This is a genomic window from Streptosporangium sp. H13245 (assembly GCF_055690525.1).
In genome coordinates this window covers 1-23,641 of the sequence record NZ_JBSZKT010000013.1, presented here as the reverse complement: position 1 = coordinate 23,641, position 23,641 = coordinate 1, and the positions used below count along the sequence as shown (strand labels likewise).

Genomic DNA, 23,641 nt, shown 5'->3' with positions numbered 1-23,641 from the left:
AGATCAGGCCAAACCGTCGTGCCGTGACGAGTCGATACCGATGAGGTTGAGAATCTTCCAGGACTCACAACCTTCGAGTATCGCCTGGTGGATATCCGCGAGCAGTACGGAGGGCTCCATTCCCGCCTTCTCCTGGAAGTTTCTCCGAGCGCAGAGAAACGTTTCAGCGGCGTCCACGGAGCGGTCGGCGACGGCCAGGGCGGTCATCAGCTGGGCCCAGAAGCGGTTACGCAGCGGGTATCTCACCGTGAGCATTCGCAGAAGAGGGATCGCGTCGACCGCGCGGCCGATGGCCAGGTAGGCGTCCATGAGCATCTCCTCCGCACGCGACCGAAGCTCCTCAAGCCTGACCGCCTCCGCCTCCAGCTCGTGGATCTCGCGAACGCCCTCCAGAGCCAGGGGCCCCCGCCACAGGGAGATCGCCTCCTGCAGTTTCTCGGCGGCCAGGTCGATCCTGTCTCCGGCCAGCAGTTTCCGCGCCTCGACCAGCAGATTCTCAAAGATCCACGCATCGATCACACAGGAGTCACAGCGGAGCCGATATCCACTCATGTCGATCTCGACCAGGTCCAGCCCCTCCGCCCCGATCACCCGGCGTAGCTTCATGACATGGCCGCGAACCAGCTGAGACGCGGATACAGGCGGCCGATCACCCCAGATACGATCGATGATCCGGTCAACCGGAACCGTCTGGCCGTGTGCCGCCACCAGGAGGGCCAGCAACTGCCGCGTCTTACGCTGGAGAGTGTTTCTTCTTCCGTCCGGGAGCCCGTACACCTCCACGGCGCCAAGGACCAGGAACCGGGCCTTCATCTTAATATCATGCAATTCTGTCATGTTGCCTCAAGCGGCCTCTCATTGGTTTTGGCCGGCCGGACCGTCTCCCTGTCGCTCCATCACTTTGGACGCAGGTTGCCTACTTGAAACAAGTCGACGCATGAGACGGCCCGGCGGCTTCCACATAATGCCGTCGAGCTGCGGGCGCGGCAGGAAACCGTGTCCCCGTCCTGCCGCAGGCACGGCCGAGGCCCTGCTGGACGCAGGGTCTGACCGGATGACGCCGAGATCCCGATCACAGATGGCGGTGATGTCATGGGCCGGACCGCGTAACGCGTCCGGCACCTGGTCCCGGAGGTCGCCGCGGTGAAGGGGCCCCGAAGTCCGGCGACGAGAGAAGGAAACCAGCTGGAGCACCGGAAAACGGTGCAGGTCACTTTTTGGCGCTAAACTTTTAATTCCCCCCGATATCCCCGAGAATTGAACCGCAGCGCGAAAACAAGTTTACCGACTCAACCGTCGATCATATGGCAACCACTCGATTCGGCATCCGGAGATGCGACAAACGCATCAAGCGCCGTAATGCCGGTCGCCCGGCACCATGACTCTCGACCCGTACCCAAAGAGGCGCCCGATCCGGGTGGAGGACACCTTCAGACGAATCCAATCCAATGCCGGCGGAGCTGGCGGAGAGCGTGATCATCAGGACGACCAGGCCCGACAAGCACACGGCTCTCTTTGTGGACGCCTTTATTGTTAAACAATATGTTGCCCATCCCGGACTTTCAAGTCAAGATCAGGGCGCGTCCTCGCACAGGCTCTCCATGATGCGTTTCACCTGCCCGAGCGGCGGGCCAAGGACCGATCGCCGTCCGAGATTCTCCGTCGCGCACCCCTGCCCGCCTCGGTATTTCGCGAGGATCGTCGCATCACGGGCTTCCACGGGTCCGGACTCACCCTGATGACGGCCGACTCTGATAAGTCGCGATCGGGAACATCCGGGAGCCGCCTGCGAGCCCCTCGACCTTTCCGGCTCGGGCTCCCACCGCGCTCCTGGGCGCGTTAACGACCCGTTCGCCGCATACACAGCCTTTGGCGAAAGGGTCATTGAACAGCACGGCTCAGAGCGCGACGGGCAGCACCACGGGCCGGTTAACGGAACCGCACGAATCAGGGATCCACACGTGTGCAACCTCCGGTTTTCAGCACTTGCACACCGGACCCGGCCTGCCGGACAGCGGCACCGAGGACCGTGTGAGAGGACCTCGCGTGGCCAAGGGGAGGGCTCCCGCCACAGGTCGCGAGGACACGGTCAGAGCGGTGGAGGTGTGAGCGGACGGTCCGGTCGGCCGCGGCGCGCTCACCGGCGGGCCATAGGCGATGTTCTCCTTGACGGCGGGCACGAAGGCACCGTGTTCATGGCTCTCGAAAAACCTCACCCGTATGGCCTCCTCTCCGCGCGACGTCGCCACCCACAACCGTATCCACCGGTTTTAACGATCGGCGTGCGGATTCGGTACGGCCGGCGGACATAAGTGGACACCACACTGGACCCCGGCCGCATTGAGTGATACGGCCACGCCGAAGAAGAGGCGCCCGCCCCGCCTTTCCGGACGGGGAAGACGAAGCGCCGCCCGGTTGGAAAATCTCTTGACCGTGCCGAATGACGCATGTCGTGAGGAGATTTTCCTGCGGTCACCCTACCGGGCCGAAACCACTTTCCCCAGAAGGATGTCCGGAAAGGGAAGCACGGGATTTTCTCTTGATCACGGCTGTTCCTCGTGATAGCCCTTCATTGAGGTCGTCCACTCGAACCTATCGGAAACCACCCCGCGGAGAGGACGGCTGATTTTTCGCTGTTGACGGCCACGTTCCCGATGCGGGGTGATTTTCTTGATAATGGGCGCCTCACGTCCTGTCAACCATCCCGCGCGTGGAAACGCGATCCCACCGGTGTCGCCGCTTTTTCATACCCACCGGTCCAACCGGGAATTCCCTCACAAATGAGGCCCCCTCATAAATGGCCGTGCCTGCCCGCCTCCGGCGTGAGAGGCACACCCCGGCTTCGAGGCATGCCAACCCGACCCGACGTGCCCCAGGCCGATCTCCGGCCTGCCCGGCTGTTTCGGGCCAGGCCCCGCGGATAGTTTTCGGGACGGGAACCGGGTGAGGAAGGCGGGTGCCGTGGGGAAGGCAGCGAGCGATCGGGTGATCGTGAAGGTCCTGAGCCCGGAGGAGGCCGAGACGATCGCCGAGGAGGTCGGCGCGGCCTACCGGGAGTCGTTCGGTGCCCCGCCCAACGACGAGGGGCCCGCCGAGTTCGCGCACCAGCGCGCCTCCTACGCCGACCTCCTCGAACGGCGGGGGTTCCGGCTGTCGATCGCCCGGCGGGACGGGCTGCTGGTCGGCTTCGCCTACGGGGCGTTCCTGCGGGAGGGGGGCCGCTGGTGGAACGGCATGCGTGATCCGCTCCCCGCCGGGTTTACCGACGAGTCTGGCTCCCGCACCTGGCACCTGGTGGACCTGGGCGTACTGCCGGGCCACCGCGGGTGCGGCGTCGCCAGGCGGCTGACCGAGGCGGTGCTGGCCGGGTGCGGGGCGCGGCGGGCGGTGCTGGCCGTGGAGCCACGGCTGGAGGGCAACCAGCGGCTCTACCGGTCGTGGGGCTGGCGGCAGGTCGGGAGCGTGGACGCCCCGGCGTCGTCCGTCAACGACGTCTACGACATCTACGTGCTGGAAGACCTGCCAGGGGGCAGACCGTAGGAGCGCAGCCGCTCGTCCAGGCGCACCACGGGGTCGGTGCGGTTCCAGGGCGACAGGGCCCGGCGGGCGTCGGCGGTGGCCGCGACCAGTCGCGGGGACCGGTTGCGACCGGCGAGCTCGGCGGCCCGGGCCAGCTCCGTACAGGCCTGGCCGATCTCGCGTTTCTGGGCGAACGCGCGGCTGAGATACAGGTGACCGAACGCCAGGTTGCGGGAGAAGGCCGTCCCTATCGAGACCATCGCCTCCCGCGCGCAGGCGATCGCGCTGTCGGGCTCACGCATGTCGAGGTGGCACAGGGCGCGGGTCAGCGTGAGCATGGCCGGGCCGAAGAAGTACGTCAGCCTCCGGCCGGGGTCGTCCTCCGTGGAGTCGCCCAGCGCCGAGCGGGCGGCCGACAACGCCGTACGGCAACGCGCGTGGTCCCTGGCCCGGTCCTTGCCGTTCTCGCGGCGCAGGATTCCCGCGTAGGCGCGGGCGCCGACGTCGTTGGCGTAGGCGATCAGGATGGGACTGCCACCCCGCTGCGCCCAGGCGAGTGCCCCGAGAGCGTGCTCGACCCCGAGACGGGGGTCGCCTGACCAGGTGGCCAGATGACTCCACTGGGCGAGCACGTAACTGGACATGAGGTCGTCGTCGGCCTCGTGGGCGGCACGCCGGGCCTGGCCGTAGTAGTGCTCGGCTCCGGCGAAGTCGTCGGAGTTGAACAGCAGCCACCCGATAAAACGGGATATGTCAGCCAGTAGCGACATCAACCGGCGGCGCAGGTCCTCGTCCGCGGTACCGGTCAGGAGCCGCCGGACCAGCCCGTGCTGCGCCAGGGCGGTCTCCAGCACGGCCTGGGGACCCAGGATGTCCTCCTGCCTGATGGCGTGATGAATGATCGTCTCCACGTGCCCGATCGCCTCGCCGTCGACCCGCGAGGGCGTCCGGGAGACCAGCGTCAGGCGTTCGAGGGCGTCGCGGTCCAGGTGGGCGAGGAGGGGGGAGGCGTGCGCCGCGGCGGCCGCGGAGGCGACCACGGCCAGGAGGTCGCGGCGTTTCATCCCGTCCGCCCACTGCGTGAGCGCGGCGACCAGGTAGCCGAACTCCTGCTCCCGCGGATCCGCGACCGCGAGAACCCGATCGGCCCCGTCACCCGGCGACCGTGTCGGTAATCCGCCCAGGAACGAGGCGATATCGGTGACGGTGAGTACGGGCCGGGAAACGGGTCCGTCCTTGGCCGCCGGGTGCCTGCCGGCACGGTCGTCGTCACGGCTGTGGTCCTCCCCGTGAACCAGGTCCCCGGCCCGGCACTGGTAAATGCGGGCCAGGCGTTCCAGCCCGGAGATGGGAGGCTCGTTGCCGGTCACCGAGGGCCAGGCCTCCCAGGCCCCGAGCCTGCGTTCGCTGAGCATGTCGTCTGGCCAGCGCAGATTCCATAGTTGGACCACCTTGGACTGCGTGTATCGGTGTGCCTCGCGGAAGCCGCGCAGCGGATTGAACGTGAACCGGAGCTGGTAGTCCGCGGCGATCTGGCTCCACGTCGCCCCGTGCTCACGCATCTGGGCCGTGAGAGCGTCCATCTGCTGTTTGAGGCTGCGGGGTCTGGGTGGCATCGCTCGCCCCTCCCGGGTGTCACTCTCCCGAGGCGGTTTGTTTTCCAAACGCTACGACATCGCTCACGCCCCGTGACGGCCCATTCAGAAACCGGCGGCCAGACCACCGGTTTTGGTCGCGGATCGCCCCGGCGGCCGGTGTTCACCACCGCCCGGCACGATCCGCCGCGAGCGAGTCACCCGAAGGCTGTGACCCCGGCTTCGCCACCGCCCGGCGCGACCCGCCGTGAGCGGGCCGCCCGAAGCGACGGGTCACCTGAAGGCGTCGACGTTGCGCCGCGCCCATTCGGCGAAGGCGCGGGGGGCGCGGCCGAGGATCCGTTCCACGTCGGGGCTCACCCGCTGTTCGGCGGCCGACGGCTCGCCCAGGATGGCGAGGGTGCCGTCCGCGACCGGCTCGGGCATGAACCGCAGCATCTGCTCCCGTGCCTCCTCGCGGCTCTGCTCGACGAACCGCACCGGCGCGCCCAGCGCGTCCCCGATCTCCCGGGCCCGCTGACGCGGGGTGATAGGGGCCGGACCGGTGAGCTCGTACGTGTGACCGGCGTGCTCCTCCTTACGCAGGACCACGGCCGCGACCTCGGCGATGTCGGCCGGGTCGACGACCGGCAGCCCGACGTCGCCGAACGGCGCGGCGGCCGTCCGCCGCGAGCGGATCGTCTCCGCCCACGCGAACGCGTTGGAGTCGAAGCCTCCCGGCCGCAGGATCGTCCACTTCAGGCCCGACCTCCGTACGGCGTCCTCCAGCACCCGGAGGGGGGCGTGGGAGCCGGACTCCGGTCGTGTCCCGGCGGCCTGGGAGGACTGCAGGACGACCCGCCGGACCCCGGCCGCCTTCGCGGCGTCGAGGATGCCCCGCGGGTTCAGGTGCTCACCGGCACCGGCGACGAGGAGGAACAGCGCGTCCGCTCCGTCGAGCGCGGGCCTGAGGCTTTCCGGGTTGGCCAGGTCGGCCGGGTGGTGCGTCACGCCTTCCGGCATGTCCGAGGGTCGCCGCGAAACCGCCGTCACCCGCTCTCCCGCCTCGGCGAGCGCCCGTACGAGCACCTGTCCGACGTTCCCGGTCGATCCCGTAACCACGATCATGAAAAGTCCTGTCCGTCGCGAGTAAGTTAGTTAACTGACTAAGCACGACCATAGCCAGCCGTCGCGTCGGTTGTCTACACTTCTTAGTGAGATGACTGACTCAACCAAGACAAAGCACGGCAAGCGGGAACGACTCGTGGCCGCCGCGTCCCGGGTCCTGCACGAGCAGGGCGTCGAGAAGACGACGCTGGCCGACATCGCCCGCGTGGCCGAGGTCCCCCTGGGCAACGTCTACTACTACTTCAAGACCAAGGATCAGCTCGTCGAGGCGGCGATCGACGCGCACGCGCTCAACTTCCGGGCGATGACCGCCTCGCTCGACCTGCGCACCGGCCCCCAGGACCGCCTGAAGGCACTCCTGCGCGGCTGGGCCGAGCAGCGCGAGGTCACCGCGCGGTACGGCTGTCCCACCGGGACCCTCTGCTCGGAGCTCGACAAGCGCACCGACGGCCTGGACCGGGCCGCGGCCGAGGTCATGCGGTTGCTGATCGACTACGCCGAGCGGCAGTTCAGGTCGATGGGCCGATCCGACTCCCACGAGCTCGCGATCGCCCTGGTCGCCGCCTACCAGGGCATCTCGCTCCTCACCAACACCTTCAGGGACCCCGAGCTCATGGCCGGGGAGTGCCGCCGCCTGGAGCACTGGATCGACTCACTCGCCTGAGAGCCAGCGTCGCCGGATCGACTCACTCACCTGAGGCTTGAGGGTCGCCGTCGAGGGCGGACGTCCCCGACGCGGCACCGGCTGGCGACCGAGGTCACGGCCGGGGGCGCGTCCAAGGTCATGTCCGGGGTCACGGCTAGGGGCACGGACGGGGTCACGGCCGGGAGAAAGACCCCCGCTCAGCCGGTCCGGCGGGCGACGTACAGGATCCGGTCGTGGCCGTCCTCGTCGGCCGGTTCCTTCGCCGACGTCCCCACCAGCCCGCGGGTGCCCACGACGCGCAGCCCGGCCAGCTCGGCCACCCGGCGCACCGTACGGTCGGAGTGGTGCCGCTGCACGTGCCGCATCGACACCCGCTCCCAACCCGTCCCCGCCCGCTCGAACAGGTCGAACTGGGTGACCACGACCGCGTCGGCCTCGATCCGCGGGGACACCGCGAACCACGCCACGTACCGGTCCCCTCGGTCGGCGACCGTGGGGACGCCGAACGCGCGCCGGTAGTAGCCGATGGTGCTCAGGTCGAAGACCAGCACCCCGCCCTCGGCGAGCTGGTCGCGTGCGGCCTCCAGCGTCCGTCGCAGCTGGTCCGTGGCCGTCAGGTACGCCATCGGCAGATCCACGCAGGCGACCACGTCGAAGCCGGTCAGCCCCGGAGGGGGCTCCTGCAGCCGTCCCACCAGGAACCGGATGTCCTCGGTGCCCGGCCGGTTCCTGGCCATCGCCACCATCGCCGGGGACAGGTCGTAGCCGGTCACCTCGAACCCCCGCTCGCGGAAGGCCACGCTGCTGCGGCCGGTCCCGCACCCGGCGTCCAGCAGCCGCCGCCCGCCCGTCCCGTACCGATCCGCCACCTCCACGTAGCGGTCCACCAGGGTGGCGGTGTCCATCCGCGCGTTCAGCTCGTCGTATCGGGCCGCGACGCTCTCGTACGCCGCCAGAGTCTCGTCCACATGCGTCATGAGCGCCTCCTGCGCGCGCGGGCGTCCCACCGGCCGCGCGCCGGGTCGGGGGCCGCGCCGGGCCGTCGGGCCCGGCGCGGCCGGAGAGACCTACCAGATGAACCACGCCTGCCGGTTGACCCGGCGGCCGGTAACCCGGCGCAGCAACTTCCTCACGGAATTCACCTCCTTTCCTGATGGTCCTGGTGATCCTGATGGCCTGATGGTTCTGGTGGCCGTTGGCGGTCAGGGTCTGGCGGGGGTCCGGAGCAGCTGGAACGAGGGAGGGGTGATGATGCCCGCGACGCGGGGGCGCCCGTGGCCGCCGCGCACCTCCAGGCGGGCGCCGTCGGTCACGGCGGCGAGCAGACCGGCGGCCAGGGTCTGGGCGACGGCGGCACCCGCGCAGGTGAACGGCCCGCCGCCGAACGGCAGGTAGGCCCCCCGGGGGCCGGGGGCGTCCCACCGGCCGGGCCGGAAGCGGGTGGCCTGCGGCCAGTGCCGGTCGTCGCGGTGCAGCAGGTAGACGCAGACCGACACGCTCTCCCCCGGCTCCAGCCGCACGCCGCCGACCCGGTGGGCGTGGCGTACCGGGCGGCCCAGCAACCACGCCACCGGCCACAGCCGCAGCGACTCCCGTACGGCCGACTCCGCGGACACGTCCGCCAGGTCGACGCCGTGGGTCGCGGCCGCCAGCAGTGCCCAGGCGACCACGTGGCCCACCGGCGCCACCGAGGTCCGGAACAGCAGGAGGTACACCTGGGCGACCTGCCCGGCGGGCGTGCCGGGCGGGGTGGATCCGAGCACGGCGTCCAGCAGGTCGCCGGGCGGGCCCGGCCGGGAAGCGGCCCGCCGGGCGCGTACCTCACCGGCGACCGCCCGCACCACCCGCGCCCACAGCGCCGCCCGCGCCGCGCCCGCCAGCCGCCCCTCCGGGCGGATCAGGACATCGCGCTCCACCACCCGCGCCATCAGCTCCCGTAGCTCCGGAGGGCTGTCCGGGCGCAGCAACATCTCGGCCAGGAACCGGTGCGTGGCGGCGCGCCCGGCCGACGGCCACTCGCTGACCTCCCCCAGCTCCGCCACGACGGCGGGCAGCCGCTCGCGGTGCGCGGCCAGGTGGGCGCGCACCGTCGCCCGCGCCGCCCGCCCGATGGCGACCTGCGTCTCCCTCGGCCCCAGCCGTCCACCGCGTACGTGGAAGAAGTCGGACACCTCGTCGTAGTGGCCCTCCTCGTCGTGCAGCACCCGCAGGGCCTCCGCCGGGTCGGCCACGCACAGCGACCCGTCGTCGGGCAGCCGGAACACCGGGCCCCGTTCGCGGGCCGCCCGTTCGACGAACCCCAGCGGGTCCCGGCGGTAACTCCGCGCCGCCCCGCCGGGCAGGCCCGCCCACGGCCACCTCTCACCGGGAGCGGTCCGATCCGATTCGCCAACCGTCGCCATCCCCACCTGCCCCACGCCGTCCGTGATCTCGGGTGTACGCGCGGGTGCCGCCGTCCGCGCGCCCCGCCGGGAGAGCCGCGCCGCCCGCCACCTCACCGGGCGGGCGACGGGCCTGCTGACCTGCTGGCCTGCCGGTACGCGGCAACGATGGAAAGGGCGACGCCAAACCAGGAACAGCGGAAGCGTATACCTTCGGGCCATTCTCACTGGTCATTAAGTGAATGATGAGAAATATCAGTGTTTTATTTGCAGAATTGATGAAATGCCGTCGCGGGAGTATCCCCGGAATGGGTCGTCCATTTTCCCCCGGCGAGACGAGATCCCCCATGGACGCGAGCCGCGGCCGTCCGGCCACTCTCCAGCCACCGATCTACTACTGATCGGCTACTGGTCAACTGGTGATCGGCTACTGATCGGCACGTCAGGGCCTTGATCGCGACGTAGCGAACTCCGGGTGTGACGCCCCGTTACCCTTCCCGCCCCGGAGCGGGCCGCTCACCCATCGGAGGTAAAAAACTTCCCCGCCTGCGGTTATGCATGCCGTAACAGCACCAAGCATCGGCCAGTGGAGTGGATTAGTGTCTTATATGTGAGCATCTCATCTCATGGTCCTCATAGCCCGTACGGCCCGCACGGCCCGTACAGCCCGCTGAAAAGTCCGGCGAAAGGTCCGCTGAGGCTGAGTGTCGGCGCGAGCACCGGCATGAAGGTCGGCGCCACGCTCCTGGCCGTTCCCTTCGTCGGCATTCCGCTGCTCGTGATCTCGAAGATCGAACAGGCCATCCAGCTGTCCGCCGGAGGCTCCTCGCTCGACTCCCAGATCCTGATGGTGCCCTTCGTCGTGGTCCTGGTGGTCTTCCTCACCGTCCTCCTCGGCATCTTCCGCTTCCGGGCGGAGATGACGGGAAGCGTCGTGGAGGTCCACGGCGCGTTCACGACACGCAGGGTGGATCTCGCGCGGGCCCACGTCTGGCTGGACTCCTTCCCCGAGTGCTCAAGGGCCCGCGACCTGACCGGCCGGCGGCTCCCGTACCTGTACCTGTACGCCCAGGAGCGAGGCGGCCGCAAAGTCCTGCTGCGGCTGCGCGCGGCGCGCGCCTTCATGCCTCCGCACGAGCTGGCGATCCTCGCGGACGCCATCGAGTCGGACCACCGGACCGGCCAGGAGGCCGAGCAGGCCCTCCGGACGGCCGACCTGCTCCGCCGCCTGAGCGCCGACCCCGCCACCGTGGTCCCCTGACCCACACCCCCCGGGGTCCCTGACCCGCGCCCGCCCCATAACCGTCCGGTTCGGGGCTTCAGCGGGCCCGGACACAGGTCCTAGGGTTGGCCCGTGCTGCATCTACGTGTGATCAGTCCGCCTGAACTGTCGGACAAGGTGCTGGAGGTGCTCGACGGGTGCGTCGGCGTCGTCAACATCGTCGTGTTCCCCGGTGCCGCGCGCTCCCCCGCCGGTGACCTCGTCCAGTTCGACATCGCCCGCGAGGCCGCCAACGAGGTGATCGACCGGCTCCAGGAGCTCGGCCTGCACACGGAGGGCTCGATCGCGGCCGAGCAGGTCGACCTGTCGATCTCGGAGGTGGCCGAGCGCGCCCAGGAGGAGGCGCCGGGCGACAGCGACGACGCCGTGGTCTGGGCGGAGTTCGCCCAGCGGGTCGACGAGGACACCCGGCTCACCTGGGCCTTTCTCGCGTTCCTCACGATCGCCACGCTGCTCGCGGCGATCGGCGTGATCGTCAACTCGCCGATTCTTATTATTGGCGCGATGGTGATGGGGCCGGAGTTCGGCGCGATCGCGGCCATCTGCTTCGGCCTGCTCCGTACCGACCGGGACCTCATCGGACGCGCGGCCAAAACCCTGGTCCTGGGGTTCGCCGCCGCCATCGCGATCACCTTCGCCTGCGCGCTGGCCTTCCGGGGGCTCGGCTGGATCGGCGTGGGCTCGCTCGGGACGGGGCACGAGGAGATCGAGTTCATCGTCAAGCCCGACAGGTGGTCGTTCATCGTCGCGCTGCTCGCCGGGGCCGCCGGGGTGCTCTCGGTCACCGCGGGCAAGTCCTCGGCCCTGGTCGGCGTCTTCATCTCGGTCACCACGGTCCCCGCCGCCGGATACTTCGCGGTCGCCGCCGCGCTGGCCCGCTGGGAGGACATGTCCGCCTCGGCCGTCCAGCTCGGGGTGAACGTCGCGGGCATGGTCATTTCCGGCGTGGTGACGCTTCTCCTCCAGAGGGCCTACTGGTCCCGGTTCGGCATGCGGCTTCCGGCACGCCCGGGTGGGAGCTAGCGGCTGAAAAATTGCCCTTTCGGACGAGGGGAGACTCCTTCGCATGACGGAGGTGCACCCTGGTGGCGACGGATAGTGTCCGAGCATGACTATCCTCGCCACCGAGGGACTAACCAGACGTTTCCCCCGGGTGACGGCGCTCGACCAGCTCACTGTCACCGTCGGCCCCGGTGTGACCGGCCTGGTCGGCGCCAACGGCGCGGGCAAATCCACGCTGATCAAGATCCTCCTCGGCCTCCTCGAACCCAGCGCGGGCAGTGCCCGGGTGCTGGGCATGGACGTGACGACCAAGGGCGCGGAGATCCGCCGGACCGTGGGCTACATGCCCGAGCACGACTGCCTGCCACCCGACCTGTCCGCCACCGAGTTCACCGTGCACATGGCCCAGATGTCCGGCCTGCCGCGCACCGCGGCCCGCGAGCGCGCCGCCGACGTCCTGCGCCACGTCGGGCTGTACGAGGAGCGCTACCGGGCGATGGGCGGTTACTCCACCGGCATGAAGCAGCGCGTCAAGCTGGCCCAGGCCCTGGTGCACGACCCGCGCCTGGTCCTGCTGGACGAGCCCACCAACGGCCTCGACCCCCGGGGCCGCGACGAGATGCTCGCGCTGATCCGCAGGATCGGCTCCGAGTTCGGCATCAGCGTGCTGGTCACCTCCCACCTGCTGGGCGAGCTGGAGCGGGTCTGCGACCACGTCATCGTGATCGACGGCGGCAAGCTGCTGCGCTCCTCGTCCATCGGGGAGTTCACCCAGATCACCCAGACCGTGACCGTCGAGGTCGAGGAGGGGCAGGACGCGCTGGCGGCCCGCCTGACCGCGCTGGGCGAGACCGTCACCCCGCACGGCAGGATGCTGCTCGTCCACGTCCGCGCGCCGGAGACCTTCGACGCGCTCCGCGACGCCGTCTGCGAGCTCGACCTCTGCCTCGTCCGCGTGGAACAGGGCCGCCAGCGCATCGAGGACGTCTTCAGGGAGCCGGTCAATGTCTGAGTCCATGCCCGAACCCACGGGTGTCATCCACGACATCGGATACCGCCACTACGAGGGGGTACGCCTCGGCCGTGGCCACGCCACCGTCGCGCTGACCGTGCACAGCCTGCGCGGGATCTTCGGACTCGGCCGCACCGTCCGCTCGAAGATCATCCCGTTCGTGCTCCTGGGCGTCATGCTCCTGCCCGCGGTCGTCTCCATCGCGATCATGGCGCTGGTCAAGCAGGAGGGGATGCGCTACACCGAGTACGCCGTCGTCATGCAGGCGGTGCTCGCGATCTTCCTGGCCTCGCAGTCGCCGTACACCGTCGCGCCCGACCTGCGCTTCCGGGTGCTGCCCCTCTACCTGTCGCGCCCGGTGACGCTCCTGGACTACGTCGGGGCGAAGCTCGCGGCGATGACGACCGCCATGTTCCTGCTGCTGGCGGCTCCCCTCACCGTGCTCTACATCGGCGAGGTGGTCATCGACCTGCCGGGCGACACGCACACCGTCGAATACCTCACCTCCATGGCGGGCGCGGCCGGGTACGCGCTGCTGCTGGCCTGCCTGGGCGTGGCAATCGCCTCGTTCACCCCCAGGCGCGGCCTGGGCGTGGCCGCGGTCATCGCCTTCTACCTGCTCGCCTCCGCCGTGTCGACCGTGCTGTTCGCGACGCTGGAGTCGATGGGCGACGACGCCACCGCCGCCTGGGCGTGGCTGATCAACCCGTTCTTCCTGGTGGACGCCGCCGTACACGTCGGAATCTTCGGGGCGGCACCCACCGCGGGCGTCATCTACCCCTCGACCGGCGGATCCCTGGTCGCGGGAGCGGTCATGATCGCGCTGATCGCCCTGTCCATCACGGCCCTGATCGCGCGCTACCGTAAGGCGGCCTCCCGATGAAGATCGAACTGGCCCAGGTCTCCCGCTGGTACGGCAATGTGGTCGCCGTCAACGACATCACCATGACCGTCGGCCCCGGCGTCACCGGGCTGCTCGGCCCGAACGGCGCGGGCAAGTCCACCCTGCTGCACATGATGGCCGGGTTCCTCGCCCCCTCGGGCGGCACCGTCACCCTCGACGGCGACCGCATCTGGCGCAACCACCAGATCTACCGCTCCATCGGCCTGGTCCCCGAGCGCGAGGCCGTCTACGGCTTCCTCACCGGCTGGCAGTTCGTGCTGTCCAGCGCCAGGCTGCACCGCCTCCCCAACCCGGACGACGCCGCGCGCAAGGCGCTCGCCCTGGTGGAGATGGAGAGCGCCAAGGACCGCAGGATCGAGACGTACTCCAAGGGCATGCGCCAGCGCGTCAAGGTGGCCGCGGCCCTCGTCCACGACCCGCAGGTCCTGCTGCTCGACGAGCCGTTCAACGGCATGGACCCGCGCCAGCGCCTGCACCTGATGGACCTGGTCCGCGCCATGGGCACCGCGGGCAAGACCATCCTGTTCAGCTCGCACATCCTGGAGGAGGTGGAGCGGGTCGCCCAGCACATCGAGGTACTGGTCGCCGGGCGCCACGCCGCCTCCGGTGACTTCCGCGAGATCCGCCGCCGGATGACCGACCGGCCGCACCTGTTCAAGGTCCGCTCCAGCGACGACCGCCGCCTGGCGTCCGCGCTGATCGCCGACGCCTCCTCGGGCGCGGTCTCGCTGACCGAGACGGGCCTGGAGGTGCACGCCGTCGACTTCCGGCGCTTCACCCGGCTGCTGCCCAGAGTCGCCAAGGACGCGGACATCCGGATCCTCCAGGTCTCCCCCGCCGACGAAGACCTGGAGAGCGTCTTCTCCTACCTGATCAACAGGAGCAGCTGACCATGAACGGTGTCATCGCCGGAATCTCCTACCGAGCGCTCCTCGGCCGTCGCCGGATCTGGCTGCTGATCATGCTGCCCCTGGTGCTGATCGCCATGGCCGCGCTGCTGAGGTTCATCGGCGCCGCCGACGAGCGGACCGCGGTCACGCTCATGCGGACCTTCGCCATCGGCACCATGCTGCCGCTGCTCGGCCTGATCGCGGGGACCGGGGTGATCGCCCCCGAGATCGACGACGGCACGATCATCCACCTGCTGTCCAAGCCGATCTCCCGCCCGGTGATCGCCCAGACCAAGTTCGTGGTCGCCGCCTCGATGCTCGCGCTGTTCGCCGCCGTGCCGACCTTCGTCGCGGCCTACCTCCTGGTCAACCTCGAATCCGGCATCGCGTACGGCTTCGCGCTCGGCTCCCTCGTCGGCGGGATCGCGTACGCGGCGGTGTTCATGCTGCTGGGCGTGCTGACCCGGCACGCGGTCACGATCGGCATCGTCTACGCCCTCGTCTGGGAGGGCGTGGTCGGCAACTTCGTCCCCGGCGCCCGCAGGTTCTCCATCCAGCAGTGGGCCCAGACGATCGCCGACCAGCTGTCGTCCTCCGCGTTCTTCTCCACCGAGATCGCCCTCAGCTTCGCCGTCCCCGCCCTGGCCGTCGTCACCGTCGGCGCGGTCCTCTGGGCGGGCAGGCGCCTGCGGAGCTTCTCCCTCACCGGCGACGAGTAGCGCGGGGAACTGGCCGACACCCCGTAGCCCGAGAAAGAGCGTGGCCCGCACCTTCCGGTGCGGGCCACGCTCTTTCATGTACTGCGACGTCACATGCTCCGACGGTTCAGACGCAGGCCGTACGGACGACCTCGGCCAGCCGACCCGCCAGCTGCTCGGCCTGCTCAGCCGAGGCGGCCTCGACCATGACGCGGATCATCGGCTCGGTACCGCTGGGCCGGATCAGCACGCGCCCGGTCTCCCCCAGCTCCGCCTCCGCGGCGCTGACCGCGGCGGCCAGCTCGGGAGCCGACGCCTTGGACCGGTCGACGTCCTTCACGTTGACCAGGACCTGCGGCAGGCGGGTCATCACCGAGGCCAGCTCGGCCAGCGACTTCTTCTCCCGCGCCACGACCGCCAGCAGGTGCAGCGAGGTCAGCAGACCGTCCCCGGTGGTGGCGTGGTCGAGCATCAGGACGTGGCCCGACTGCTCGCCACCGAGGTTGTAGCCCCCCGCCCTCATGGCCTCCAGGACGTAGCGGTCGCCCACGGCGGTCTCGACGACGTCGACACCGGCGTTCTTGAGCGCGATCTTGAAGCCCAGGTTGGACATGACCGTGGCCACCACGGTGTCGCCGGCCAGCCTGCCCTCGGCGTGCATGGCCATGGCCAGCACGGCCATGATCTGGTCGCCGTCGACGATCTCGCCGGTGTGCGAGACGGCCAGGCAGCGGTCCGCGTCGCCGTCGTAGGCGATGCCCACATCCGCGTTGCGGGAGACCACGATCTGCTGGAGCTTGTCCAGGTGGGTGGAACCGACCCCCGCGTTGATGTTGAGACCGTCGGGGCGCGCCCCGATCGTCTCCACGGTGGCTCCGGCCCGCAGCAGCGCCTCGGGAGCCACCATGTGGGCGGCGCCGTGGGCGCAGTCGAGGATCACGTTCAGGCCGTCGAGACGGCCGTCGACGGTGGACAGCACGTGGGACACATAGCGGTCGGCCTCACCGTACGCCTCGCGTACGCGGCCGACCGAGGCACCGACAGGACGCTCCCACTTCTCGCCGAGCCGCTGCTCGATCTCGTTCTCCACCGTGTCGGGCAGCTTGTAGCCGCCTCGGGTGAGGAACTTGATCCCGTTGTCGGGGGCGGGGTTGTGGGAGGCGGAGATCATCACGCCCATGTCGGCTCTGAGAGCCGTCGTCAGGTAAGCGACCGCCGGGGTGGGCAGCACGCCGAGCCGGAGAACGTCCACGCCAGACGACGCGAGGCCGGCGACCACCGCGGCCTCCAGGAATTCTCCTGAAGCCCGAGGGTCCCGGCCCACGACGGCGACGGGACGGCCTCGCCGCCCGACGCTGGCGTTGAACGCCCCGGCATCGCCGAGGACATGAGCCGCGGCCACGGACAGGTCCATGGCGAGCTCGGCCGTGAGGTCGCGTCCGGCGACCCCACGTACCCCGTCGGTGCCAAAGAGGCGCCCCAACGCTTAACGCTTGCTGTACTGCGGAGCCTTGCGGGCCTTCTTGAGGCCGTACTTCTTGCGCTCGGTGGCGCGGGCGTCACGGGTCAGGAAGCCGGCCTTCTTCAGCGGCGGGCGGTTGACCTCGACGTCCAGGGCGGTCAGCGCGCGGGAGAGACCCATGCGCAGGGCACCGGCCTGGCCGGTGACGCCGCCGCCGTTGATGCGGGCGATGACGTCGAACTGGTCCTCGGCGCCGAGCACCACGAAGGGCTCGTTGACGATCTGCTGGTGGACCTTGTTCGGGAAGTAGTTGTCAAGCGTACGACCGTTGATCGTCCACTTGCCGGTGCCCGGAACGATGCGCACGCGGGCGACGGATTCCTTGCGGCGGCCCGTGCCGTACGAGTTGCCGGTGGTGATGGGCTTGCGGACGGCGACGTCGCCGCTGGCAGTGGACTCGGAGGTGTACTCGGAGGGGAACTCCTCCGCGGAGTACGCTTCCTGCTCGCCCTCGACGGGCGTCTCGACACCGGTGGGCTCAGCCACGGTTCTCCTCTAACTTTCCTACTCGGCGTCGGCCATCGGCCAACGCTGCTGGCGACAAGCAGCTAGTGACTACTGGGCGATCTGGGTGAGCTCGAAAGACACCGGCTGCTGCGCCTGGTGCGGGTGCTCGGAACCGGCGTAGACCTTGAGCTTCTTGATCATCTTCCGGCCGAGGGCGTTCTTGGGCAGCATGCCCTTCACGGCCTTCTCGACGGCGCGGTCGGGACGCTTGTCCATGAGCTCGCCGTAGGTCATGGAGCGCAGACCGCCCGGGTAGCCCGAGTGGCGGTAGGCCTTCTTCTGCTCAAGCTTGTTACCGGTCAGCGCGACCTTGTCGGCGTTGATGACGATGACGAAGTCACCGGTGTCGACGTGGTTGGCGAAGGTCGGCTTGTGCTTACCGCGAAGCAGGATCGCGACGTGGCTGGCCAGCCGGCCAAGCACGATGTCGGTGGCGTCGATGATGTGCCACTGACGCTCGACTTCGGCAGGCTTGGGTGTGTACGTGCGCACGGTCGTATGCCTTCTTTGGTCGCGTCTTCGGCGCTGTCGGAAAGGACAGCAACATGGTCGGTAGGTGCGGGCACACGACAGCCCGGACCTTCCGTCTCCAGGAAAAGAGGAGATGACGCCGGACGCGCCGCGTATCGGTCTGCGAGAGGAGACCAATTCGCACACAACGAACTAGCAGGATACCGGCGCGGGAGAGTGCTTGCAAAACGACATGACTCTCCGCCGGTGCCCCTGGCAGTCTACCCGCCGCCGGGCAGTGCCCGGGAACCGCCACACGGACCGCCCGGATCGCCTGAATCGTCTGAATTACCTGGATCACCCGGACCGCCCGGGATCTCCGGCCCCGCGAGCGGACCGGGAACGGAACGCCGGGAATCCGGCGACGGCGGGAAAGAGGCCGTCACCACGGCGGAAACCCCTCGGGCGCGAGGCCGGGCCCGACCGCGCGGCGTTCCCGGCGAGAGGCGCCGGGCCGCGATTTCCGAACGGCCGTGTCCACATCTTCGCCGAACGGTTTCAACCTGTTCTCAACATTCCCTTCTTCCTCACCGCAAACATCTCTATCTTTGATAGCGGTATGTGGCAGCTTCCTCACCCCGGGCATACCCAGCGAGCGCGCCTGCGTCGTATGGGGGTGTTCGCGTGTCTGCTCGCGGTTCTGCTGGTCGGCTTCATCATCGGCCGGGGCAGCCGCGCCGAGGAGGCCGCCGACCAGATCTACCTGAACGACGCGGGACCGGCAAGGCCCACACCCAGCGGCGCCCTGGCCGGGCAGGTCGAGCGCGCCCCCCTCGCCCGGGTCGCCCGCTCCACCCCCGCCCCCCAGGACCGGCGCCCGCGCCCCACCCCGAGCCCCGGCACGTCGCTCGACGACTCCGGCGACGACGGCCCCTCCCGCTACCTCCTCAACGGCGAGGGCGACGGCGCCACCTCCGCCCTCGGCGCGATGGAGCGCGAGGTCGTCCGGCTCATCAACGTCGAGCGCAGGCGGGCCGGGTGCGCGCCGCTCAGGATCGACAGGAGGCTGACCGTGTCGGCCAGGAGGCACTCGGCCGGGATGGCGTCCGCCGGAAGCCTCTCCCACACCTCAGCCGACGGCACCTCCCCCTGGGAACGGATGGAGGCCACCGGCTACCGCGACGGCGGCGCGGAGAACATCGGGCGCGGCTACACCTCCCCCGACGACGCGGTACGCAGCTGGATGGGGACCGGCGGCCACCGGCGCAACATCCTCAACTGCGAGCTCAGGGCCACCGGGGTCGGAGCCGTGCAGGGGGCCGACGGGCCCTGGTGGACCCAGGACTTCGGATACACCTGAGCCAACCGGCTCCGATACCGAGCTACGCTCGGCGCATGGGTTTTCCCGTGGAGCCGCCGCGCCGCCAGCCTTACGACCGGCCCGACGCGTCGCCGCCCGCACAGGGCCAGCACTGGTTCGACGCCTCGCCGAACAACCGCGCCTCCGACCCCGCCGCACCGCCCTCCCAGCCCACCCGGCCACAGGGACGGCCCGCGAAACCGCCCGGCGAACGCCCCCGCAAGGAGATGTGGAGCCCGTACGACGAGGGGCCCCGCTCACGCCGCCCGATCTTCATCGCGGCCGGGGCGTTCGCGGCGCTGGTCGCCGCGGGCATCGGCCTGGCCGTGCTGGCCAACTCCGACCCCGCCCCGGTGCCCGGCGCGGCGAGCCCCACCGCCGAGGCCCCGCTCCTGCCGCCCGCCAGCACCGCGGAGGGCAAGTTCGGCTTCGCCTCCTCCCGCGCCGGTGACCCGCACCTTCTCACCCTGAACGAGGTCTTCAAGCTCAAGAAGGTGAAGATCGGCGGGCAGACCTACCTGATGACCACGCGCAGGACCGACAAGAAGTGCGACAAGGCGGTGGTCGGGGCCAAGCTCCAGAAGGCCCTCACCGCGGCCAAGTGCAACCAGCTCCTGCGTGCCAGCTTCCGCGACGCCTCGGGGAAGGTGATCGGCACCGTGGGGGTCGCCAACCTCAAGACGTCGGCGGGAGCGTCCAAGGTCGTCTCGGTCGGCTCCGGCAAGGAGCGCGAGGAATACATCAAACCGCTGCCCGGTAAGGATAAGGTCACCAAACTTCTCGGCACCGGCGAGGCCTTCGTGGGGGAATGGCGCCACGGGCACTACGCTGTAATGGTCTGGTTCCAGTACAAAGACGGCCACCTGCCCAAAAAGGGCGAGGTCAAGAAGCTGAACCAGGCGGCCTTCGGTACGGCGGACGCGACCATCACCCCCGCCCTGGAAGCACGATCGCTGACCGGAAAACGCCCCTGACCATGGGGTCGTAATGCCGCTTTGAGGCACGAATCCGACAGACGATACGGCCATACCCGCATGACGATCTCCGGCTGTCGCTAGGCTGCGTCGTATGCGTGGCCAGGAATCCGGGTCCGAGCACCAACGTGAAGCCGAGGGTTCGGCAGCACCGGCGACGCCGCCGCCGAGTTTCGGCCAGCCCTCGCCCCACGTGCTGCGGACCGATCTCACAGGTGACGAGCAGTCCCACAGCCCCTCCGCGTGGCCGGAGGTGACCCCCGGGGCGGCTCAGCCATGGACGGTCCCCGGCGACGGGGCCCCCTACGACTGGTACGCCCAGCCGGAGGACGACCCGCCCGCCCCCTGGTCCGGCCCCTCGCACTCCGCGCCCCGGCCGGGACAGCTCCCCTACCCGGAGCCCTCCGGCCCCCCTCGGCCCGAGTTCCCCGGCCCCTCTCGGCCTGAGTTCCCCGGTCCCTCTCGGCCCGAGTTCTCCCCGGAGCCCTCCGGTCCTCCCCGGCCCGAGTTCTCTCCCGAGCCCGCGGGTCCCGCCAGGCCAGGCTTCCCCCCTGGCCCCCCCGAGGCCGCTCGGCCCGACCTTTCCCGCGACCCCCTGGGCCCGCGCCCCGAGTTCCCTCCCGGTTCGCCGGAGTTCCCGCACTCCTCCCCGGGAGCGGCTCGGCCCGATCTCCCCCGCGACCCCTCGGGCCCGCGCCCCGAGTTCTCCCCCGGTTCGCCGGGCCCCACCTGGTCCGAGTTCTCCCGGCCCGAGCCGGCTCCTCCGGCGTGGATCAGCTCCCCCACGCCCCCGGAGACCCCCCCTCCCGCCTGGCCCGCCGCACAGAACCCGGCCGCCCCTTCCGGCCCGCCCCTGCCCGGCGCCCCCACCACCTCGGACGCGACCTCCCCCGCCTGGTCGCCCCCGCTCCGGGACGCCGCCTCCCCTGCCTGGCCGACGGAACCGGCCGCGCCCCGCGACGCCGCCTCCCCCACCTGGCCGGCAGGACCGGCCGTGTCCCGAGAGGCGACCTCCCCCGCCTGGCCTGCGGAACCGGCCGCCCCCCCGCGGCCCGGCGGCACCGGTGAGGGCGAGCGCCACGAGCCGCCGCGAGACGACCAGCCGCTGACCACCGCGCCCATCGTGCCGGGGGCGCCGCCCTGGCAGCCGCCCCCCGCCTTCACTGCCGCGGCCGCGGGCATGCAGGTCTGGCCCTCGTCCGGCCAGGAGGCCCCCTGGCCCGCCGCGACCGGCGAGCCGGTGTGGACCGATCCCGAAGAGAGCGCCGCCCGCCCGGGAGAGCCCGGCGACGTCGCCGTCTGGCCGCCGGACGCCGCTCCCCACCAGGAGCCGGAAGAAAGCAGCGACACCACGATCGACGTCCGCGCCATCGGAGTCGGCATACCGGGGCACCTCGGACACCCCGGGCAGGGAGACGGGGACCTCCTGGATCCTGGCCACGTCCCCGCCCCCCGGCAGGGTCCGCTCCAGCAGAGCCCGCCCGCCCACCAGGCCCCCGCGCCACCCGCTCCGGAGCAGCCCGCTCCAGGGCAGTCCTCCCAGCAGCCCTCCGTACAGCCCTCTCCGGGGCAGTTCCCCCAGCAGGACCCCGCACAGCCCTCTCCGGCCGTCCCGCGCGACGAGAGCCCGTCCAGCCCCGCTCCCGCGACCCCGCCCGCCGGTCCCGGGCCCATGTCCGCGCCCGTGACCCAGCCCGTCACGCGACCAGAACCGGAGCTGATCTCGCAGGTGCCCGCGCCCTCCTACGAGCAGGACACCCGCGACCGGACACCGTCCCAGGCGGCCGGTCCCGGCCCGGCGGCGCACCCCTTCTCCCCCTCGGACCAGGCGACCCCGCCCGGCGGCATCCCCATCGTCACCGGCGTCGCCCCGCCGTTCCCGGTTCTCCCGCCCCCGCCGACCATGTCCTCACCGGCAGGACAGGCGGGCGAGCCGACGGCGTTCTCCGAGGGCGGACCGGCGACGACGCGCGGGGCGTTCACCCCGCTCTCGGAGTTCACCCCCGAGCCCCCGCCCCCTCCCCCCGCGCCGGCCCGCAGCAGGGCCAGCACGACACTCCTCGCCGCCGTGGTCGCGGTCGTGGTGGTCGGCATCGGCACCGGGGCCTTCTTCGCCTACCAGTCGTTCAGCGCCAAGCAGTCGGCGAACGCGACGGACCCGATCCCCAGCTCGGGGACCCTCGACCCCACCGACAACCTGGACATCAGCGGCGAGCCCGAGCCGATCAACACCACGATGCTCAACTCCGAGAAGACCGACCCGGGCACGATGACCGTGGCCGACGCCTTCGGCAAGAAGGTGTCCGTGGCCGGGACGACGTTCAAGCTGGTCAAGACCAACGTCACCGAGCAGTGCCAGAAGGCCGCGTCCGGCAGGTTCGCCGGCACCCTGCGCAGCCAGGAGTGCCGCCGCGTGCTGCGGGCGACGTACGTCGACAGCAAGCGGAAGTACGCCGTGACCACGGGGATCGCCGTGCTGCCCACCCGCGAGTCCGCGGTCGCGGCCGACAAGGCCAAGAACCTGGACAGCAACCTCTGGTTCCGCGGCCTGCCCTCCGCCGCCGGTACGGGCGGCGAGCGGGTGCACATCGCGGGCGGCTACGCGGCCGGGATGGTGTGGGGCCGCTACATCGTGTTCAGCTACGCCACCTTCAGCGACGGCCACACCCCGACCGCCAAGGAGAAGTCCCTGGGCAAGGTCAGCGGCGCCTTCCGCGACCAGACCGCGAAGGTCGTGGAGCGCCGCGTCACGAGCTGAGCGTCCGCACCCGGCGGGTCTCCGCGGCCCGCCGGGCGAGCTCCTCGGCACCGGGGTAGCGCACCTCCTCCAGGCAGAGCCCGTGCGCGGGCGCGACGTGCACCCCCGAGTCCCGTACGGCCCGCGCCAGCACCCCTCCCGGCCAGTCGACCGGGAGCCGGCCCTCGCCGACGGGCAGCAGCGACCCGACGAGCGCCCGGACCATGGAGTGGCAGAACGCGTCGGCCATCACGGTGGCGACGAGAAGCCCGTCCTCGCGGGCCCAGTCGAGCCGCTTGAGCTCGCGGATCGTGGTCGCGCCCTCTCGCCGCTTGCAGAACGCGGCGAAGTCGTGCTCGCCGAGGAGGGCGGCGGCGGCCTCGTTCAGCCTGTCCACGTCGAGGGGCCTGTTGTACCAGACGACCTCGCGGCGGCGGAGCGGGTCGACACCGCCCGGGGCGTCGGAGATCCGGTAGGCGTACCGCCTCGACAGCGCCGAGAACCGCGCGTCGAAGCCCTCAGGAGCCACCGTGACGCGATGAACACGGACATCGGGGGGCAGGACTCCGGCGAGTCTCCTGCGCATGGCAGAGAGCCTCTCGTCGAGCTCTTCCGCGGATCCGGGCTCCGGGCCCGTGGCTCCTCCCCGGCGGTCGCGGCCGTCCAGGGCGGCCAGAGCGCCGGGATCCAGGTCGGCGTGGGCCACCTGGCCCCGGGCGTGCACGCCCGCGTCGGTCCGCCCGGCCACGGTCAGCGCCGGAGGCTCGGGAAGCCGCAGGATCCTGCCGAGCGCCTCCTCGATCTCCCCCTGGACCGTACGCCGTCCGGGCTGCTTGGCCCAGCCGGAGAAGTCGGTGCCGTCATAGGCGAGATCCAGCCTCAGCCGTACCACGATGGTTCCTTTCGGGGACTCTCACGGCCCCTCGGAGAGAACGGAAAGGGCCCGGCGCCCCCGCGGAGGGGGTGCCTGCCGCGCGACGACACGCTGGCCCTCGGCGAGGGGATCGCCCGGCTGCTCATCGAGGCGGGCGATCGGAACGTGCCACTGAGCGAGC

The 23,641-nt window shown here is 70.5% G+C and carries 20 protein-coding genes; 11 read left to right on the top strand and 9 right to left on the bottom strand.

The window, feature by feature from the left end; all coding sequences use genetic code 11:
• Positions 1–3: 3 nt before the first annotated feature.
• Complete coding sequence (locus ACW9TB_RS20675) at positions 4–813, bottom strand: AfsR/SARP family transcriptional regulator (protein WP_472749663.1); 810 nt, start codon at positions 811–813, stop codon at positions 4–6.
• Positions 814–2,961: 2,148 nt separating this feature from the next.
• Between ACW9TB_RS20675 and ACW9TB_RS20670 the strand changes: the two genes are divergently transcribed.
• On the top strand, positions 2,962–3,540 hold the full coding sequence (locus ACW9TB_RS20670; protein WP_472749662.1) for a GNAT family N-acetyltransferase: 579 nt from the start codon (positions 2,962–2,964) through the stop codon (positions 3,538–3,540).
• Here the strand turns inward: ACW9TB_RS20670 and ACW9TB_RS20665 are convergent.
• Together ACW9TB_RS20665 and ACW9TB_RS20660 are read right to left on the bottom strand one after the other, a co-directional pair.
• Positions 3,504–5,135, bottom strand: coding sequence for a hypothetical protein (locus ACW9TB_RS20665; protein ID WP_472749661.1), 1,632 nt, complete (start codon positions 5,133–5,135; stop codon positions 3,504–3,506). The two genes, ACW9TB_RS20670 and ACW9TB_RS20665, sit on opposite strands and share 37 nt — an antisense overlap.
• 252 nt (positions 5,136–5,387) lie before the next feature.
• A complete protein-coding gene (locus ACW9TB_RS20660; protein ID WP_472749660.1) occupies positions 5,388–6,221 on the bottom strand; it encodes an NAD(P)H-binding protein in 834 nt (277 codons plus the stop codon).
• Between the two features lie 91 nt (positions 6,222–6,312).
• Between ACW9TB_RS20660 and ACW9TB_RS20655 the strand changes: the two genes are divergently transcribed.
• Complete coding sequence (locus ACW9TB_RS20655; protein WP_472749659.1) at positions 6,313–6,885, top strand: TetR/AcrR family transcriptional regulator; 573 nt, start codon at positions 6,313–6,315, stop codon at positions 6,883–6,885.
• A gap of 179 nt (positions 6,886–7,064) precedes the next feature.
• On the opposite strand, the gene ACW9TB_RS20650 is transcribed toward ACW9TB_RS20655, so the two are convergent.
• Both ACW9TB_RS20650 and ACW9TB_RS20645 read right to left on the bottom strand, forming a co-directional pair.
• Positions 7,065–7,844 carry a class I SAM-dependent DNA methyltransferase gene (locus ACW9TB_RS20650; RefSeq protein WP_472749658.1) on the bottom strand — a complete coding sequence of 260 codons (780 nt, stop codon included), beginning with the start codon at positions 7,842–7,844 and terminating at the stop codon, positions 7,065–7,067.
• Positions 7,845–8,069: 225 nt separating this feature from the next.
• Entirely contained in the window at positions 8,070–9,269 is a 1,200-nt protein-coding gene (locus ACW9TB_RS20645; RefSeq protein WP_472749657.1) for a cytochrome P450, read from the bottom strand.
• 589 nt (positions 9,270–9,858) lie between these two features.
• Between ACW9TB_RS20645 and ACW9TB_RS20640 the strand changes: the two genes are divergently transcribed.
• The 6 genes from ACW9TB_RS20640 to ACW9TB_RS20615 all read left to right on the top strand — a co-directional run bounded on the left by ACW9TB_RS20640 (position 9,859) and on the right by ACW9TB_RS20615 (position 15,057).
• Entirely contained in the window at positions 9,859–10,509 is a 651-nt protein-coding gene (locus ACW9TB_RS20640) for a hypothetical protein (RefSeq protein WP_472749656.1), read from the top strand.
• Between the two features lie 93 nt (positions 10,510–10,602).
• Positions 10,603–11,553 carry a DUF389 domain-containing protein gene (locus tag ACW9TB_RS20635; RefSeq protein ID WP_472749655.1) on the top strand — a complete coding sequence of 317 codons (951 nt, stop codon included), beginning with the start codon at positions 10,603–10,605 and terminating at the stop codon, positions 11,551–11,553.
• 85 nt (positions 11,554–11,638) lie between these two features.
• A complete protein-coding gene (locus ACW9TB_RS20630) occupies positions 11,639–12,544 on the top strand; it encodes an ABC transporter ATP-binding protein (protein WP_472749654.1) in 906 nt (301 codons plus the stop codon).
• The gene (locus tag ACW9TB_RS20625; RefSeq protein WP_472749653.1) at positions 12,537–13,427 is read left to right on the top strand and encodes an ABC transporter permease; all 891 of its coding nucleotides are present in this window, start codon (positions 12,537–12,539) and stop codon (positions 13,425–13,427) included. Before ACW9TB_RS20630 ends, ACW9TB_RS20625 begins: the two co-directional genes overlap by 8 nt.
• Positions 13,424–14,338 carry an ABC transporter ATP-binding protein gene (locus ACW9TB_RS20620; protein WP_472749652.1) on the top strand — a complete coding sequence of 305 codons (915 nt, stop codon included), beginning with the start codon at positions 13,424–13,426 and terminating at the stop codon, positions 14,336–14,338. Before ACW9TB_RS20625 ends, ACW9TB_RS20620 begins: the two co-directional genes overlap by 4 nt.
• A 2-nt stretch (positions 14,339–14,340) precedes the next feature.
• Complete coding sequence (locus tag ACW9TB_RS20615) at positions 14,341–15,057, top strand: ABC transporter permease (RefSeq protein ID WP_472749651.1); 717 nt, start codon at positions 14,341–14,343, stop codon at positions 15,055–15,057.
• 106 nt (positions 15,058–15,163) lie between these two features.
• Here the strand turns inward: ACW9TB_RS20615 and glmM are convergent, their stop codons facing one another.
• From glmM to rplM, 3 genes are all read right to left on the bottom strand, one after another.
• Entirely contained in the window at positions 15,164–16,519 is a 1,356-nt protein-coding gene (glmM, locus tag ACW9TB_RS20610; RefSeq protein WP_472749650.1) for a phosphoglucosamine mutase, read from the bottom strand.
• Positions 16,520–16,522: 3 nt separating this feature from the next.
• Positions 16,523–17,044 (bottom strand): 30S ribosomal protein S9, encoded by a 522-nt coding sequence (gene rpsI, locus ACW9TB_RS20605; protein WP_472749649.1) that lies wholly within the window; start codon positions 17,042–17,044, stop codon positions 16,523–16,525.
• A gap of 69 nt (positions 17,045–17,113) precedes the next feature.
• Positions 17,114–17,557 (bottom strand): 50S ribosomal protein L13, encoded by a 444-nt coding sequence (rplM, locus tag ACW9TB_RS20600; RefSeq protein WP_344746717.1) that lies wholly within the window; start codon positions 17,555–17,557, stop codon positions 17,114–17,116.
• Between the two features lie 628 nt (positions 17,558–18,185).
• Between rplM and ACW9TB_RS20595 the strand changes: the two genes are divergently transcribed.
• The 3 genes from ACW9TB_RS20595 (at position 18,186) to ACW9TB_RS20585 (ending at position 22,607) form a co-directional block, all read left to right on the top strand.
• Positions 18,186–18,875, top strand: a complete 690-nt coding sequence (locus ACW9TB_RS20595) for a CAP domain-containing protein (protein ID WP_472749648.1) — start codon at positions 18,186–18,188, stop codon at positions 18,873–18,875.
• 35 nt (positions 18,876–18,910) lie between these two features.
• Positions 18,911–19,849, top strand: coding sequence for a hypothetical protein (locus ACW9TB_RS20590; RefSeq protein ID WP_472749647.1), 939 nt, complete (start codon positions 18,911–18,913; stop codon positions 19,847–19,849).
• Between the two features lie 94 nt (positions 19,850–19,943).
• Positions 19,944–22,607, top strand: a complete 2,664-nt coding sequence (locus ACW9TB_RS20585; RefSeq protein ID WP_472749646.1) for a hypothetical protein — start codon at positions 19,944–19,946, stop codon at positions 22,605–22,607.
• Here ACW9TB_RS20585 and truA read toward each other — a convergent pair.
• Positions 22,597–23,478, bottom strand: coding sequence for a tRNA pseudouridine(38-40) synthase TruA (gene truA, locus ACW9TB_RS20580; RefSeq protein WP_472749645.1), 882 nt, complete (start codon positions 23,476–23,478; stop codon positions 22,597–22,599). The two genes, ACW9TB_RS20585 and truA, sit on opposite strands and share 11 nt — an antisense overlap.
• Positions 23,479–23,641: the final 163 nt, after the last annotated feature.

Excerpts from the sequence above, each read along its gene's own strand:
- ACW9TB_RS20655 (WP_472749659.1), top strand. The coding sequence starts at position 6,313 with ATGACTGACTCAACCAAGACAAAGCACGGCAAGCGGGAACGACTCGTG.
- ACW9TB_RS20590 (WP_472749647.1), top strand. The coding sequence starts at position 18,911 with ATGGGTTTTCCCGTGGAGCCGCCGCGCCGCCAGCCTTACGACCGGCCC.
- ACW9TB_RS20620 (WP_472749652.1), top strand. The coding sequence starts at position 13,424 with ATGAAGATCGAACTGGCCCAGGTCTCCCGCTGGTACGGCAATGTGGTC.
- ACW9TB_RS20625 (WP_472749653.1), top strand. The coding sequence starts at position 12,537 with ATGTCTGAGTCCATGCCCGAACCCACGGGTGTCATCCACGACATCGGA.
- ACW9TB_RS20650 (WP_472749658.1), bottom strand. The coding sequence starts at position 7,844 with ATGACGCATGTGGACGAGACTCTGGCGGCGTACGAGAGCGTCGCGGCC.
- ACW9TB_RS20595 (WP_472749648.1), top strand. The coding sequence starts at position 18,186 with ATGGGGGTGTTCGCGTGTCTGCTCGCGGTTCTGCTGGTCGGCTTCATC.
- ACW9TB_RS20645 (WP_472749657.1), bottom strand. The coding sequence starts at position 9,269 with ATGGCGACGGTTGGCGAATCGGATCGGACCGCTCCCGGTGAGAGGTGG.
- ACW9TB_RS20665 (WP_472749661.1), bottom strand. The coding sequence starts at position 5,135 with ATGCCACCCAGACCCCGCAGCCTCAAACAGCAGATGGACGCTCTCACG.
- ACW9TB_RS20675 (WP_472749663.1), bottom strand. The coding sequence starts at position 813 with ATGAAGGCCCGGTTCCTGGTCCTTGGCGCCGTGGAGGTGTACGGGCTC.
- ACW9TB_RS20615 (WP_472749651.1), top strand. The coding sequence starts at position 14,341 with ATGAACGGTGTCATCGCCGGAATCTCCTACCGAGCGCTCCTCGGCCGT.
- ACW9TB_RS20630 (WP_472749654.1), top strand. The coding sequence starts at position 11,639 with ATGACTATCCTCGCCACCGAGGGACTAACCAGACGTTTCCCCCGGGTG.
- ACW9TB_RS20660 (WP_472749660.1), bottom strand. The coding sequence starts at position 6,221 with ATGATCGTGGTTACGGGATCGACCGGGAACGTCGGACAGGTGCTCGTA.
- ACW9TB_RS20585 (WP_472749646.1), top strand. The coding sequence starts at position 19,944 with ATGCGTGGCCAGGAATCCGGGTCCGAGCACCAACGTGAAGCCGAGGGT.